Source organism: Seongchinamella unica (assembly GCF_004354085.1).
GTDB lineage: Bacteria > Pseudomonadota > Gammaproteobacteria > Pseudomonadales > Halieaceae > Halioglobus > Halioglobus unicus.
Genome location: NZ_SMSE01000003.1, coordinates 238,370 through 251,356 on the forward strand (window position 1 = coordinate 238,370; position 12,987 = coordinate 251,356).

A 12,987-nucleotide genomic window follows, 5' to 3' on the forward strand; every position below is an offset into this window, starting at 1 on the left:
AAGGACAGATACTTCGGGGGCCCTGCGGGGCCCTTTGTCGTTGTACCCCCTAAAACGGCCCGCCAGAGGGCCGGCAACCGGCGGATAATTAGTATGTTTATTCTAATTTTCTGCCGTAGTCTCTGTTCATCGGCGGTTATGCCGCCACATTTTGAACCGTAAGGAGTGACACCATGGCTGAACAAGCAACCGAGACAACTGCCCCTACAACTGCCAAGAAGGCCGCCCCCAAGCGCAAGGCTCCCGCCAAGCGTAAGCCCGCTGCCAAGAAGGCTCCCGCCAAGCGCAAGCCTGCTGCCAAGCGCAAGCCCGCCGCCAAGAAGTCTACCCCCGATTTTGCCGCCAAGGCGAAAGAGAACGGACGCAATGCTTTCCTCGCAAGCCTGGGTTTCTACGGCAAGGCCTACGACCAGGTGCAGGAGCAGTTCAACAGCCTGCAGGAGCAGCTGGAAGAGCGTCGCAAGAAAGCTGAGAAAGCCTACAAGGAACTGGTCAAGCGCGGTGAAAAAGTCGAGAAGAAAGCCCGTAAGGCTGTCGATGACATCGAACTGCCCAAGTTTGAGCTGGAAAGCCTGACCGACCGCAAAAAGCTGGACGCACAACTGGACAAGGCCAAGGCTCGCTTCGAAGAACTGAAGGAATCCGTAGGTTTCAAAACCGCTGCTTAACTGAGCAGCGGTCCATCCAGGACCACTTATCCCTGTTAGTCAGGGTTTTTAGGGGCTACTTTGTAGCCCCTTTTTTTATGTCTGCCAGATTTCACGCCGGCGCCGGCGCCTGTCTTTTCCGGCCCTATTCTGCTGTAATGTTGCCCCTTCCAAAGCACATGCAGAGGAGACCGCAAAATGAGCGACGAAAAGAGCGAAAAGAGCAAGGTCACCGACAAGGCGAGCGAAATCGCCAAAAACATCTGGCTGGCAGGTGTTGGCGCCTATGGCCGGGCCGTCGACGAAGCCCAGAGCAACCTGAAAAAGGCCACTCCACACCCGCCCAAGCTGTTTCGCGACCTGGTCAAAGCCGGTTCGCAGCTGGAAGAGGAAGCCTCAGAGGCCAGGGCAGCGGCCCTGAGTTCGGTGGAGGAGCGCATCGCCCAGGTACGGGAAAACTTCCATATGCAGCGACCCGCTCGCATGGAAGATCTCGCCAGTCTGCACAAGAAGGTGGACAAGCTGACCCGGAAGGTCGATGCACTGGCCCGCATGATCAAGGAGCAGCAGCCCCCCAAAGCCGCCTCTCGCAAGAAAGCTCCCGCCAAAACCGCAACGCGGAAAACCGCCGCCAGCCGGTCAACGGCGAAGGCGCCGAAAAAGAAGGCCTGACCGCGATAGATGAAAACCCGGGACCGCATTCTTCATACCAGCCTGCTGTTGTTCAACGAGGAGGGTGAAGAGCAGACCACCACCATCGATATCGCCAATGAGATGGATATCAGCCCGGGTAATCTCTACTACCACTTCAAGGGCAAGGACCAGATCATTGCCGAGCTGTTTCACCAGTATGAAACCGCACTATCCGGCACTCTCACTGCCCCTATCGAACAGCCGTTGGCAGGGCCTGGCAATGTCGAGGAGAACTGGTACTACCTGTATGTGGTGCTGGAAGAGATGTACCAGTACCGTTTTCTCTACCACAACCTGGACAACATCCTGCAGCGCTACCCGGATATCCGGCGCAACTTCAAACGCCTGATCCAGCTGAAACGCGCGACTCTCTATGCCATTTGCCAGACCCTGCTGCAACAGTCGGTGATCAATACCGGAGAACAGCAGCTGCTGGGACTGGTGGACAACATGACCCTCAACCTCACCTTCTGGTTCAGTTACGACCAGCTGCTGCACCGGGAGCGCGATCCCGTCATGACCATCCACCAGGGAGTACTGCAACTGCTGACCATGGTAGCGCCCTACCTGGGGGATGAGCAGCTGAGCTTCTACCGGGACTGTGAGGCCATCTACACCAATATGCTCGAGCAGAGCAGCTAGCACAGCCCCTGCGCTTTGCGCAGCAGGATCACGTCGGCACCGATGCGCTCCAGGCTGGCAGCCCGCTGCCGGGCCCACCACAGCCAGCTCGATTCACTGAAAAAACACACATGGGTCGGGTCGTTCTTGTAGTGCCAACGGGCAAAGGACTCGGCGTCGCGCACCAGCTTGGTCATAATTCCCAGGTAGCCGCCGGGCTCGAGATTCTCCCACAATTGCTCGAGTGCCAGGCCGGGCTCATGCAAATGCTCCACCACCTCAGTCGCGGTTATGAACTGATAGCTGCGCTGCAGCACCTCGGCATCGGGCCGGTAAAAAACATCGTACAGCGAGACCTGGTGACCGGCTTCCTTCAACATGGCCGCCAGCGCCGGGCCGGGACCGCAGCCAAAGTCCAGGCCGCGCGCTGCGGAGGGTATTCTGGCCAACAGGGGGTCGGCGAGACGTGACAGAAACCTGCGGTAACCGGGGTCGTCCACCTCGTTGCGATGCAGGTCGTACTCGGCTTTTTCCTCAGCGCTGCCCAGGTAGTACCGGGGCGGCACGAACACCAGGCCACAGTGGACACAGCGCAGGTACTGGCGACGCCGGTCGCGGTAAAAATCCTCCACTCGGCCATCGCCACACAATGGACAGTGCAAGTTGCCGTTCATCTGCTATATTCCCAGTTCACTTTCATTCCCCCACAAGAGGAAACAACCATGGCCATTCAGGTCGGTGACGCTATCCCCCAATCCACGCTCAAAACCATGGGCCCGGAAGGTCCGATGGACATCTCTACCAGCGAAATTTTCGCCGGCAAGAAAGTTCTGCTGTTTGCCGTCCCCGGCGCCTTCACCCCGGGCTGCTCGATCACCCATATGCCCGGATACGTGGTCAATGCCGACAAGATCAAGGCCGCGGGCGTCGACACCATTGCCTGCATGGCAGTGAACGATGTCTTTGTCATGGATGCCTGGGGCAAGGCACAAAATGCCGATGAAATCCTCATGCTGGCGGATGGCATGGGCGAATTCACCGGCGCCCTGGACCTCGAACTGGACGGCAGCGCTTTCGGGCTGGGTACCCGTTCCCAGCGCTTCGCGCTGATCGCTGACGACGGTGTGGTCACCCACATCAATGTCGAATCCGGCCCCGGCGTTGACGTAAGCTCAGCCGAAACCATGATGGCCCTGCTGTAACTCAGTTGCTGGCGGGGTAGACGTCTACGGCCCCCGCCAGCCGTTTCCTGTCTTCATCAGTTGCCGGTGTACCGGTTTCGTAGAAGTGTTTCATTCCCGCCGCCACCGCAACCAGCTGCTTTTTCATGACCGGCAGGATCAGGTTGCGGCCCAGCAACCTGCCAAATACCCCCAGGGGCATCACAAACGGCAGGGCCAGCGTTGCCCGCGTCCTGTCCGCACCCTCAGGGCTCAGGCGATAGTCAAATTCCGCGCGCCTGAAGGGCGGCATGGGTTTTTCGCCCTGGTGCAGCCGCAGGGTGAAGCCCTGGCCTTCACGCCAGTCGATGATGGTCTCTTCAAGGAACTTGTCGCCGGTATAAACCCGGCGCCGGGCGCCAAGCCCGGAGCTTGCGGCAGAGACTATTTCCGTGCGGGTAAGCCCCGGCACATAGTGATGCGCCAGGGAGAAATCTGCCAGCAGCGCCCAGGCATCCGCCAGTGGCATGTCAAGGGTGACACCAACCGAGCACCCCAGGCTATCGCTCATCGCGGTTCTCCATCATCAGGGTGCCCGCGAGTATAGAGAACAGACAGTAGGCCAGGAAGTAGTAAAAACCCGCCTCCAGCTGCGCGTTCATCGTCAGCAGATCTCCCATCTGCCCCGACGCGCTACCCGCCATGTAGGCGACCAGCATGGCCATGACAAAAACATCCGCCATGGACCACTTGCTGAGGCTGGCATTGAGCCACCACAGGGGCGCCCGCCACCGGGCTTGCGGCAGTGCCAACGCCGTCAACTGCAGGCACAGCTTGAATACCGGAATCACCACGCTGAAGAAAACAATGAGCAGGGCCACGGGAAGGTTCCCGGTGTTGGCAAGCTCCTCCACCGTGCCGAGGATAGAGCGAGAGCTGTCGTAGGCGGTAATCTGGCCCTCGATCCGGTCCAGGCCAAGAAAGCTGGAGAACATGCTCAGCATCTGCCGGGTCTGGGAATCGGCGTCTTCCCCCGCAATCATTTCAATGCCCAGTTCCGCAATCATGGATTTTTCCAGGGTACCGGTAAGGGTCAGCACCGGCTGGGAAATACCGGGATACAACAGGCCCAGCGAGGCAAGAATCAGCAAGAGCGTCAGCAGACGGCGTGGCATTGTCATGGCGTTCTCCTCTGTAAAATGTCCGAATCTTACCCGAGACCTGACTCAGGTAAGCTGCAGATAGCAAATCGCGCTGATAATACCGGCACCGAGAAGGTTGAGCATCAGGCCCTCTCTGGCCATCCTGGACACAGTTAACATACCGCTGCCGTACACCACCGTATTGGGCGCGGTCGCCACCGGCAACATGAAAGCGCAGCTGGCGCTCATGGCCGCAGGCACCATCAACACCTCCGGAGCAATGCCCGCAGTCAGTGCAGCGGCGGCCAGCACTGGCATCAGCAGCGTGGTGCTGGCGGTATTGGAGGTCGTCTCGGTCATGAAGGTCACCGTAAGGGCAATCAACAATATCAGCAGGTAAACCGGCACCGTCGCGATATCGCTGAACATGCCACCGAGCAGTTCACTCAGGCCCGAGCTCACAAACCCCTTGGCAAGGCAGATACCGCCGCTGAACAGCAGCAGCACACCCCAGGGAATCCTGACCGCCCTGTCCCAGGTCAAAAGCCTTTCGCCCTTGCCGTTGGGGAGCAGGAACATCAGTACCACCGCCAGCAACGCCACTGACGCGTCGTTCGCCTGGGGCAGATCCAGCCAGGACTGCCAGCCGCCGAATGGCTCACTGCGAGTCACCCAGGCCAGCGCCGTCAGCCCGAACACCAGCATCACCCGCTTTTCCTCAGAGCGCCACGCACCCTCCCGAGGCAGAGTGACCGACAGTGACCCGCGAACATTGCGGGTCAGGATCAGGGCCATGGCTGGCACCATCAGTACCACCACCGGGACCGCCCAGGTCATCCAGGTCGTGAAACTGATGCTCTGGCCCGTTGTCTCCTTGTATACCTGCATAAATATCAGGTTAGGTGGTGTGCCGATTGGCGTACCCATACCGCCCACACTGGCGGCGTAGGCCACCCCCAGCAGCAGTGGTGCCGCCAACCGGTCCTTGTCGGGCGACGCCTCCAGCACCGCCAGCACCACGGGCAGCAGCATCAGCGTGGTCGCCGTGTTCGATATCCACATACTGAGCAGGGCGGCAGCGGCCATGAAACCCAATACCAGCCTCAGCCCGCTGTGGGCGCCAAACAGGTTAACCATGCCGATAGCAATGCGCTGGTGAGCGCCGGAATGCTCCATGGCCTGGGACAACAGAAATCCGCCCAGCAACAAAAGGATCAGCGGTGAACCGTAAGCCTGGCCGACCTCCGCTGGCGTCAGGACGCCGAATAGCGGCAGTACCGCCAGTGGCAGAAGTGAAGTCACGGGAATGGGCACTGGCTCGAATACCCACCAGACGACACACAGTACGGCGACAAAGCCCACAATCACGATGTCGCTGTTGTAGCCGCCATGGGCAAGCGCCAGTGCGCACAGCGTGGCCAGAATCAGGCCAGCCCAAATCGCCCAGTTACGCACTATTGCCGCCCCCCATCGATATGGGCTGTTCGGCAATGAGCGCCTCGGGTCGAGGCCCCTTCATAGTCGTATCCCCAGTTCCAGACTGTTTTAATTCACCGCCTCCCGAGGGTACGGCTCAATCCCCATCCTGTCGCAAGCCGCTGCAGCTGTAAACCCCGGGCACTTGCTGCCCGCTGCGAGCATGTCCAGACTGGCGCCCCGGGCTGCCAGCGAATACACTGGCTGCATGGATAAAGCTCTGCCACCAACCCTCATTGACCAGTTTCAGCGACGCGTTCACTACCTGCGCCTGTCGGTGACTGACCGCTGCGATTTTCGCTGCGTGTACTGCATGGCAGAAGACATGACATTCGCCCCCAAGAGCGAAGTGCTGTCACTGGAAGAGTTATACCAGGTAGCCCGCGCCTTCAGTGAACTCGGGGTGAGCAAAATTCGACTCACTGGCGGTGAGCCGCTGGTGCGCAACAACATCCTGTCACTGGTGCAGCGCCTTGGCCAACTTCCGGGGCTGGACGAACTGGCGATAACCACCAATGGTTCCCAGCTGCAGCGACTGGCGCCCGCACTGAAAGACGCTGGCGTGGCGCGCATCAACATCAGCCTGGACAGCCTTAATCCACGCAAATTCCGCCACCTTACCCGCCACGGCAATCTCGACCAGGTGATTGCCGGCATCGACGCCGCCATTGCTGCCGGCTTCGAGGGCATTAAACTGAACGCGGTGGTTCTCAAGGGTCGCAATGAGGACGAGGTGCTGGATCTGGTCAGGTTCGCCCGGGATCGGCAGATAGATATCGCCTTTATCGAGGAAATGCCCCTGGGGCTGATCGACGATCACGACCGCCAGCTCACATTCTGCAGCAGTGATGAACTGCGGGCCATGCTGGCCCCGCATTATCACTTATCAGCCCAGGGGAACCCCGGCGACAGCAGTGGCCCGGCCCGCTACTACCGCCTGGACGACAGCCCCACCCGGGTAGGATTCATTTCCCCTCACAGCAATAACTTCTGCCACCTGTGCAATCGGGTCAGGCTTACGGTCGAGGGTCGCCTGTTGCTCTGCCTCGGCAACGAACACTCGGTAGACCTGAGGGAGATATTGCGCGCCCCAGGGTACACGCCGGAGAAACTCAAGTGGGCCATCGTCGACGCCATGGCCATCAAGCCGGAACGACATTACTTCGACCACAGCGAAGAGCCCCGTATCCTGCGTTTCATGAACACCACCGGCGGTTAGCACAGCGGTACCGGACTCCTCCGCCCTGGCGTACAATGTCCGGCCACCAGACAGGAACCGTCATCGCGTGCATACCCAGGATTTCCCCCAGCTGGACTCAGTAGACGTCATCAAACAGGGCTTCGAGTCTTTTGGCTACATTTGCTCTGACAAAATTGCCACGGCCGTATTCCTCGCATTCCAGTTGCGCAAGCCGGTTCTGGTCGAGGGCCCTCCGGGAGTGGGCAAGACCGAACTGGCAAAAACCACCGCCCAACTGCTGGATACTCCGTTGATCCGCCTGCAGTGCTACGAGGGGCTGGATGAAGCGAAAGCCCTGTACGAATGGAAGTACGGTAAGCAGTTGCTCTATACCCAGGTGCTGAAAGAAAAACTGGGCGACCTGTTACAGGGCACCCATAACCTGGCAGAGTCGGTGGAACGCTTGCACCAGTTCGGCGATATCTTCTACTCGGAAGAGTTCCTCGAGCCCAGGCCCCTGCTCAAGGCAATGCAACAGGAAAAAGGCGCGATCCTGTTGATCGACGAGGTCGACAAGTCGGACTACGAGTTCGAGTCGCTGTTGCTGGAAATTCTCTCCGACTACCAGGTATCGATCCCGGAAATCGGCACGGTAAAGGCCAAGTCGTCGCCAATGGTATTCCTCACCAGCAACAACACCCGCGACCTTTCCGATGCCCTCAAACGCCGCTGCCTGCACCTGTACATCCCCTTCCCCACGGTGGAACTGGAAGAACGCATCGTCCGCATCCGGGTACCGGAAATTGACCAGAAACTGCGCCACCAGCTGGTTGAGTTCGTCCACTCCCTGCGCCAGCTGGACCTGAAAAAACTCCCCGCCATTTCCGAGACCATCGACTGGGCGCGCAGCCTGTTATTGCTGCACGCCGACGAACTCGACGAGGAGCTGGTGCGCAGCACGCTGAACGTACTGCTGAAGTTTGAAGATGACATCGAGTCCACCGACGGCGAACTTCGCCAGCTGGTGCGCGGGGTCGCGGAAGACTAGTCATGCCCGAAAACCTGGTCAGCTTCATCCAGGTCCTGCGCAGTCACGATGTGCGCATATCGCCGGCGGAAACCCTGGACGCCATGCACGTGGCGACCACCCTCGGCTACGGCGATCGCTCCCTGTTGCGGGACGGACTGGGAATGACCCTGGCCAAAACCCCCGAGGAAGAGGCGATCTTCCTGCAGTGTTTTGAGCGCTTTTTTGATCGCGGGCTGGCCGATGTTTCCGCACCGGACGCGCCGGACGCCGACGATGCTACTGCAACCGAAGACAGCAGTGACCACCCCGGGCAGCAGGACGCCAGCCCGCTGCCGGCGCGCGCCGACGAAGCTTTAGCGCTCAAGGTCGCTGCAGAGGACAACCCGGAGCTGCAGGCGCTGATGCAATCGGAGTTGATGCGGGCACTGCTTGAAAATGACCGTAACGCGCTGAGTTTGGCAATAAACCGGGCGGGTGAAGCCACCGGCCTGCAGGCTATCCAGATGTTCACCCAGAAGGGGCAATACACCCGCCGGATGCTCGATGCCATGGGCGAGGAACAGATACGCGCCGCAGTCATTGCGCTGGAACGCGAGCAGAGCCCCGCCCTGCCCCAGCTGCAGCGCTACCGGGACCTCCTGCGGGAGCAGGTGCGCGATTACGTCGATGGCCAGTACCTGCTGCACGCCGAGGGCAAGACCCGGCAGTTCATGGAAGACGTGCTGAGCAAGACCCGCCTGAGTAACATCGAACATACCTACCTGCACCGGGTACACGAGCTGGTACGCAAGATGGCCAAAAAACTGGCCGCGCGACACAGCCGCAAGCGCCGCCAATACCGCCGCGGACAGCTGGATATGGCCCGTACCCTGCGCGCCGGCATCGCCAACGATGGTCTGATGTTCGACCTGCACTGGCGCCGCACCCGCAGGGACAAGCCGCAGATTCTTGCGGTGTGTGATGTCAGTGGCTCAGTCGCCGCCTACGCCAAGTTCCTGCTGTTGTTCCTCTACAGCCTGCAGGATGTGCTGCCACGGGTCAGAAGCTTCGCGTTTTCCAGCAAACTGGGAGAGGTGAGTGAACTGTTCGAGGAACACCCGGTGGAGAAAGCCATCGAGCTGGTCAACTGGAAGTATGGCGGCGCCACCGACTACGGCACCGCCCTCACCGATTTTGCCCGGCTCGCACTCGACGATATCAACAGCAATACCACGGTGATCATCCTCGGCGACGCGCGCAACAACAAGGGCGACCCCAGGCTGGAAATCATGCAGAGCATATACCAGCGTTCACGCCAGGTGATCTGGCTGAACCCCGAGTCCCGTCGCGCCTGGGGTACCGGTGATTCGGAAATGCACCGCTACCAAAGCGCCTGTCATTTTGCGGCCGAATGCAATAACCTTAAGCAATTGGAACGCATAGTAGACCAACTCCTCAAAAGTACCCGATAACGTTATGGCATTTTACTGCAATGATTGCAGCTACCGCGGTAAAACCAGTGGTCATGGCGGACAGTGTCCTGCCTGCGGGTCTTTTAATGTGTCGGTCCCACGGGTTAACTCCGATGAACAGAAAGCCCCGCCCCGCTGGCACAAGATTGCCCTGGTGAGCTCGTGGTCGCTGCTGCTGGTCATGATTCTCTGGAAGTTGATCCGCTGAAACTGAGCAAAACACAGTTCCCTATCCCCGCAACACTGCAATCGCTGGTTCGGCAGCAGTTTGCCGATCCGGCCCGGTCGGCTCAGGGCGACCAGGCGATGCGGCGGGATGAGCTCATCACCTACATCCGCGCCAGTGCCCGATTTGACCTGCGTCCGCTGGAAGCGGTACTGGCGCAAACAGAGCAGATAGGCGATCCGGCGCTGCCCGCGCCAGAGGACAGCGCCGTCCTCGCCTGGATTGGCGCCAGCTGCGACTACTGGGAAAAGCACCATCCTCTGGACGAGGCTGTTTCCAGCCAGTTGCGTCGTCTGCAGCCGGTCATCGCGCTGATAGCGCTCGCCGACGCCCAGTTCTACACCCCGGGCAAGCACCCCCTGCACCAGACACTGGACGCATTGCAGGCGGCGGCCGTTGGCTGGCAGGACGGGCTCGGCCGCGCCGGTGAGCCTCTGCTGAAACTCATTGACGAAACCGTGGAGGGTGCCCTCGCCAGCCTGGAGGCTGACGGCGAGGGGCTGATCTCACTGCTGCGAAACAGTACCCGGTCAGCGCAACGACTGCAAACCCGCCAACAGCGCATGGCCCAGCGTGCCGCCGATGTGGAGCGCGGCCAGCTGCGGGCCGCAAGGGCCCGCAATACCGCTGCCGCAATGATTAACCAACAGCTGCAACGCTTCCCCATTCCCGCGGAAATCGGCCAGTTTATCACTGGTCCCTGGTATGAAAGTGCGCAATTGGTGCTACTCAAGTTTGGCGAGCAGGCAGAGCAGTGGCGGGATTTCGTCAGCACCACCGCCTCCCTGCTTGATGCCCTGCAACCGCCCGGGGATACTGCCCAGCCCTCCCCCGATGGCGGGATTGGCAGGCGACTGAGCAGGTGGTTGCTAAGCCTGCAGCACGACCCCCAGGCGGCAGAGCAGGCCATCAGCAACATTGAGTACGCGCACCTGCGGGTTGCCCGCGGAGAAGACGTCCAGCGCGCCAATACGACGCTGCTGGCTGCTGACGACAAACCGGCAAGCAACGGCGAAGTGATCGCCGAAGTCGAGGCGCTTGAGATGGGCCAATGGTTTCTGGTCCAGGCTCGAAAAGGTAGCACCCTGCGCATACAGCTGGCGATGAAGCAGGACGATGAACAGCGCCTGCTGTTCTGCAACCACGCCGGGGCCCGGGTTCAGGCCATGGACTACAGCAGCTTCGCCCGGCTGCTGAGCGAGGGCAAGGCGGTTCCCCTCAGCTCGGATAACAGCTTCAGTCGCGCGCTGGCTGCCGTCGTTGGCATCGACAACCAGGAGGCTCTGGCGAAACTCACCGGCCAGCCTCCGTCCGAGGGTGAACAGGCAGCGACCGCGGGCGACAGTCCGGCACCAGATCCCGGCGCTGGCGATCCACTCCCTCCGCTGGAAGTTGAGAGCGAGGAACCAAGACAGCCGGACCTGCCGGATTCAGGCGTACCGGAGCTCCCCATGGGGACCTGGCTGGGGTTTCACGATGTGGACCCGCCCCTGCTTGCCAAGCTGGCGCTACACGACAAGGTCCGCCAACTCTTTATCTTCGTCAATCGCAAGGGTGTGGAACAGCGCCGGCTGGGGGAGGATGAGTACCTGGCGCTGATCCAGGCCGGGCAGGTGGATATCCTGGAAACCAAAGTGAACTTCCGCGAGCAGGTAGAACGTGCCCGCGACCGCATGAAGAGGCATCAACGCTAGTGGACCTGGAGCGAAAACATCTGCGACTGCCTGTCGAAAGCCGGGTCTTTATCGAGTTGGAAGCGCCGGTATCCGGCACCAATGCGCCGGGCAATATTGCGGTCTGCAAAACCCTCGACGTCTCCGCCAGCGGCCTGCAGGTCGCGCTGGACCATGAACTGATTGAGCAGTCTTACCTGCAGATTGGTGTCGAACCACCCCGCACGGCGAGCGCCAGCGCGGAACCCTTCTTCCTCGCTGCGCAGGTGAAATGGTGCCGTGCCGGAGAATCTGCGGACCAACCGTGGCTGGCGGGACTGGCATTGCTGCCCGCCGGGCAGTCAGACATCGATCAGTGGATAGAGCTGATATCCGGCCTCGAATAAGCGGCTCAGAACAGGCGCTCTTCCTCCTCCTCGATAACTTCCAGGCTCAGCCCATCCATGCTGGAACCAAAAGTTGGAGGCGGTGACGGCCTGGCAGGTTCAGCCGCCGGCTGTTCCTCCGCGATGGCGGATGCCTCAGGCTCGCTGGTCTCGAGTTCCGGCCCGGACGCCAGTGGCCCGGGCGGCGGTGCCAGACCACCGTCCTCGTGGGCAAACTTGATTTTGAGGCGGACATTATTGGGGGAGTCAGCATTGCGCAACGCTTCGTCCTCACTGATCAAACCTTCCATATAAAGCTCGAACAGGGCGGTATCAAAGGTCTTCATGCCGATGTTCTCGGACTTCTGCATGACTTCCTTGATCCCTTCTATCTGGCCGCGCAGGATGAGGTCGGCCACTCGCGGTGTGCCCAGCAGGACCTCGATCGCGGCACAGCGCTTGCCATCCACCGTGGGCACCAGTCGCTGTGAGACAAATGCCTGCAGGTTCAGCGACAGGTCCATCAGCAACTGAGCCTTACGCTCATCCGGGAAAAAGTTGATGATGCGATCCAGAGCCTGGTTGGCGTTGTTGGCGTGGAGGGTGGATATACACAGATGGCCGGTTTCGGCAAAGGCGATAGCGTGCTCCATGGTCTCGCGATCACGGATCTCACCGATCAGGATAACGTCCGGTGCCTGCCGCAGCGTATTTTTCAGGGCGTTGTGCCAGTTGCGGGTATCCACCCCCACCTCGCGCTGGTTGACGATGGACTTCTTGTGGCTGTGCACATACTCCACCGGATCCTCGATGGTCACAATGTGGCCACTGCTGTTGGCGTTGCGATAATCGATCAGCGCCGCCAGCGATGTGGACTTGCCGGAGCCGGTAGCGCCGACAAACAGCACCAGGCCGCGCTTGCGCATCATGACCTCCGGCAGTATCTCCGGCAATCGCAGGTCCTGCCAGCGGGGAATATCGGCAACGATGTTGCGGCAGACCATGGCGACTTCGTTGCGCTGCAGGAATATGTTGACCCGAAACCGGCCATAGCCGGGAATCGACGTCGCCAGGTTCATTTCCAGTTCCTGTTCAAACTCGGCCTGCTGGGTGCTGTCCATGACCTCGTAGGCAATGTCCCGGATTTCGCCGGGTTTGAGGATCTCACTGTCGATCGGCCGAAGGTGGCCATCAAACTTGGCGCAGGGCGGCGCACCGGTACTCAGGTAGAGATCCGATCCGTTTTCAGTTGCCAGGTGTTTCAGCCATTCGGTTATTCTCACCGCCTATCCCCCAATATGTTGTTCTTCCGTGATTTTTCGG

Annotated in this window: 15 protein-coding genes; 10 read left to right on the forward strand and 5 right to left on the reverse strand. The window is 60.2% G+C overall.

What is annotated here, in order from left to right:
- Positions 1 to 173 precede the first annotated feature (173 nt).
- From E2F43_RS13235 to E2F43_RS13245, 3 genes are all read left to right on the forward strand, one after another.
- Entirely contained in the window at positions 174 to 668 is a 495-nt protein-coding gene (locus E2F43_RS13235) for a hypothetical protein (RefSeq protein WP_133213445.1), read from the forward strand.
- A gap of 177 nt (positions 669 to 845) precedes the next feature.
- A complete protein-coding gene (locus tag E2F43_RS13240; protein WP_133213447.1) occupies positions 846 to 1,319 on the forward strand; it encodes a phasin family protein in 474 nt (157 codons plus the stop codon).
- A 9-nt stretch (positions 1,320 to 1,328) separates the two neighbouring features.
- Positions 1,329 to 1,982 (forward strand): TetR/AcrR family transcriptional regulator, encoded by a 654-nt coding sequence (locus E2F43_RS13245; RefSeq protein WP_133213449.1) that lies wholly within the window; start codon positions 1,329 to 1,331, stop codon positions 1,980 to 1,982.
- Here E2F43_RS13245 and E2F43_RS13250 read toward each other — a convergent pair.
- Entirely contained in the window at positions 1,979 to 2,635 is a 657-nt protein-coding gene (locus E2F43_RS13250; protein WP_238946916.1) for a class I SAM-dependent methyltransferase, read from the reverse strand. The two genes, E2F43_RS13245 and E2F43_RS13250, sit on opposite strands and share 4 nt — an antisense overlap.
- A 48-nt stretch (positions 2,636 to 2,683) precedes the next feature.
- Here E2F43_RS13250 and E2F43_RS13255 point away from each other — a divergent pair, with 48 nt between their 5' ends.
- Complete coding sequence (locus tag E2F43_RS13255) at positions 2,684 to 3,163, forward strand: peroxiredoxin (protein WP_133213451.1); 480 nt, start codon at positions 2,684 to 2,686, stop codon at positions 3,161 to 3,163.
- A 1-nt stretch (position 3,164) separates the two neighbouring features.
- Here E2F43_RS13255 and E2F43_RS13260 read toward each other — a convergent pair whose 3' ends face one another.
- Genes E2F43_RS13260 through E2F43_RS13270 form a run of 3 tightly spaced genes read right to left on the reverse strand, consistent with a single transcriptional unit; the run spans position 3,165 to position 5,718 of the window.
- Positions 3,165 to 3,692 (reverse strand): SRPBCC family protein, encoded by a 528-nt coding sequence (locus tag E2F43_RS13260; protein ID WP_133213453.1) that lies wholly within the window; start codon positions 3,690 to 3,692, stop codon positions 3,165 to 3,167.
- The gene (locus tag E2F43_RS13265) at positions 3,682 to 4,302 is read right to left on the reverse strand and encodes a paraquat-inducible protein A (RefSeq protein ID WP_133213455.1); all 621 of its coding nucleotides are present in this window, start codon (positions 4,300 to 4,302) and stop codon (positions 3,682 to 3,684) included. Before E2F43_RS13265 ends, E2F43_RS13260 begins: the two co-directional genes overlap by 11 nt.
- A gap of 45 nt (positions 4,303 to 4,347) precedes the next feature.
- The gene (locus tag E2F43_RS13270) at positions 4,348 to 5,718 is read right to left on the reverse strand and encodes an SLC13 family permease (RefSeq protein WP_133213457.1); all 1,371 of its coding nucleotides are present in this window, start codon (positions 5,716 to 5,718) and stop codon (positions 4,348 to 4,350) included.
- A 229-nt stretch (positions 5,719 to 5,947) separates the two neighbouring features.
- Between E2F43_RS13270 and moaA the strand changes: the two genes are divergently transcribed.
- The 6 genes from moaA to E2F43_RS13295 all read left to right on the forward strand — a co-directional run bounded on the left by moaA (position 5,948) and on the right by E2F43_RS13295 (position 11,685).
- Positions 5,948 to 6,958: a GTP 3',8-cyclase MoaA gene (gene moaA / locus E2F43_RS13275; protein ID WP_133214328.1), complete on the forward strand. Its 1,011-nt coding sequence runs from the start codon at positions 5,948 to 5,950 to the stop codon at positions 6,956 to 6,958.
- Between the two features lie 67 nt (positions 6,959 to 7,025).
- Positions 7,026 to 7,967 (forward strand): AAA family ATPase, encoded by a 942-nt coding sequence (locus E2F43_RS13280; RefSeq protein WP_133213459.1) that lies wholly within the window; start codon positions 7,026 to 7,028, stop codon positions 7,965 to 7,967.
- A 2-nt stretch (positions 7,968 to 7,969) separates the two neighbouring features.
- The gene (locus E2F43_RS13285) at positions 7,970 to 9,400 is read left to right on the forward strand and encodes a vWA domain-containing protein (protein ID WP_133213461.1); all 1,431 of its coding nucleotides are present in this window, start codon (positions 7,970 to 7,972) and stop codon (positions 9,398 to 9,400) included.
- Positions 9,401 to 9,404: 4 nt separating this feature from the next.
- Positions 9,405 to 9,608: a hypothetical protein gene (locus tag E2F43_RS19550; protein WP_420820776.1), complete on the forward strand. Its 204-nt coding sequence runs from the start codon at positions 9,405 to 9,407 to the stop codon at positions 9,606 to 9,608.
- Positions 9,563 to 11,320 carry a DUF1631 family protein gene (locus E2F43_RS13290; RefSeq protein WP_133213463.1) on the forward strand — a complete coding sequence of 586 codons (1,758 nt, stop codon included), beginning with the start codon at positions 9,563 to 9,565 and terminating at the stop codon, positions 11,318 to 11,320. Before E2F43_RS19550 ends, E2F43_RS13290 begins: the two co-directional genes overlap by 46 nt.
- Positions 11,320 to 11,685 (forward strand): PilZ domain-containing protein, encoded by a 366-nt coding sequence (locus E2F43_RS13295; RefSeq protein ID WP_133213465.1) that lies wholly within the window; start codon positions 11,320 to 11,322, stop codon positions 11,683 to 11,685. Before E2F43_RS13290 ends, E2F43_RS13295 begins: the two co-directional genes overlap by 1 nt.
- A 5-nt stretch (positions 11,686 to 11,690) precedes the next feature.
- On the opposite strand, the gene E2F43_RS13300 is transcribed toward E2F43_RS13295, so the two are convergent.
- Complete coding sequence (locus tag E2F43_RS13300) at positions 11,691 to 12,947, reverse strand: PilT/PilU family type 4a pilus ATPase (RefSeq protein ID WP_133213467.1); 1,257 nt, start codon at positions 12,945 to 12,947, stop codon at positions 11,691 to 11,693.
- Positions 12,948 to 12,987: the final 40 nt, after the last annotated feature.

Coding starts and splice junctions, on each gene's coding strand:
- E2F43_RS13235 (WP_133213445.1), top strand. CDS start 174: ATGGCTGAACAAGCAACCGAGACAACTGCCCCTACAACTGCCAAGAAG.
- E2F43_RS13240 (WP_133213447.1), top strand. CDS start 846: ATGAGCGACGAAAAGAGCGAAAAGAGCAAGGTCACCGACAAGGCGAGC.
- E2F43_RS13245 (WP_133213449.1), top strand. CDS start 1,329: ATGAAAACCCGGGACCGCATTCTTCATACCAGCCTGCTGTTGTTCAAC.
- E2F43_RS13250 (WP_238946916.1), bottom strand. CDS start 2,635: ATGAACGGCAACTTGCACTGTCCATTGTGTGGCGATGGCCGAGTGGAG.
- E2F43_RS13255 (WP_133213451.1), top strand. CDS start 2,684: ATGGCCATTCAGGTCGGTGACGCTATCCCCCAATCCACGCTCAAAACC.
- E2F43_RS13260 (WP_133213453.1), bottom strand. CDS start 3,692: ATGAGCGATAGCCTGGGGTGCTCGGTTGGTGTCACCCTTGACATGCCA.
- E2F43_RS13265 (WP_133213455.1), bottom strand. CDS start 4,302: ATGACAATGCCACGCCGTCTGCTGACGCTCTTGCTGATTCTTGCCTCG.
- moaA (WP_133214328.1), top strand. CDS start 5,948: ATGGATAAAGCTCTGCCACCAACCCTCATTGACCAGTTTCAGCGACGC.
- E2F43_RS13285 (WP_133213461.1), top strand. CDS start 7,970: ATGCCCGAAAACCTGGTCAGCTTCATCCAGGTCCTGCGCAGTCACGAT.
- E2F43_RS19550 (WP_420820776.1), top strand. CDS start 9,405: ATGGCATTTTACTGCAATGATTGCAGCTACCGCGGTAAAACCAGTGGT.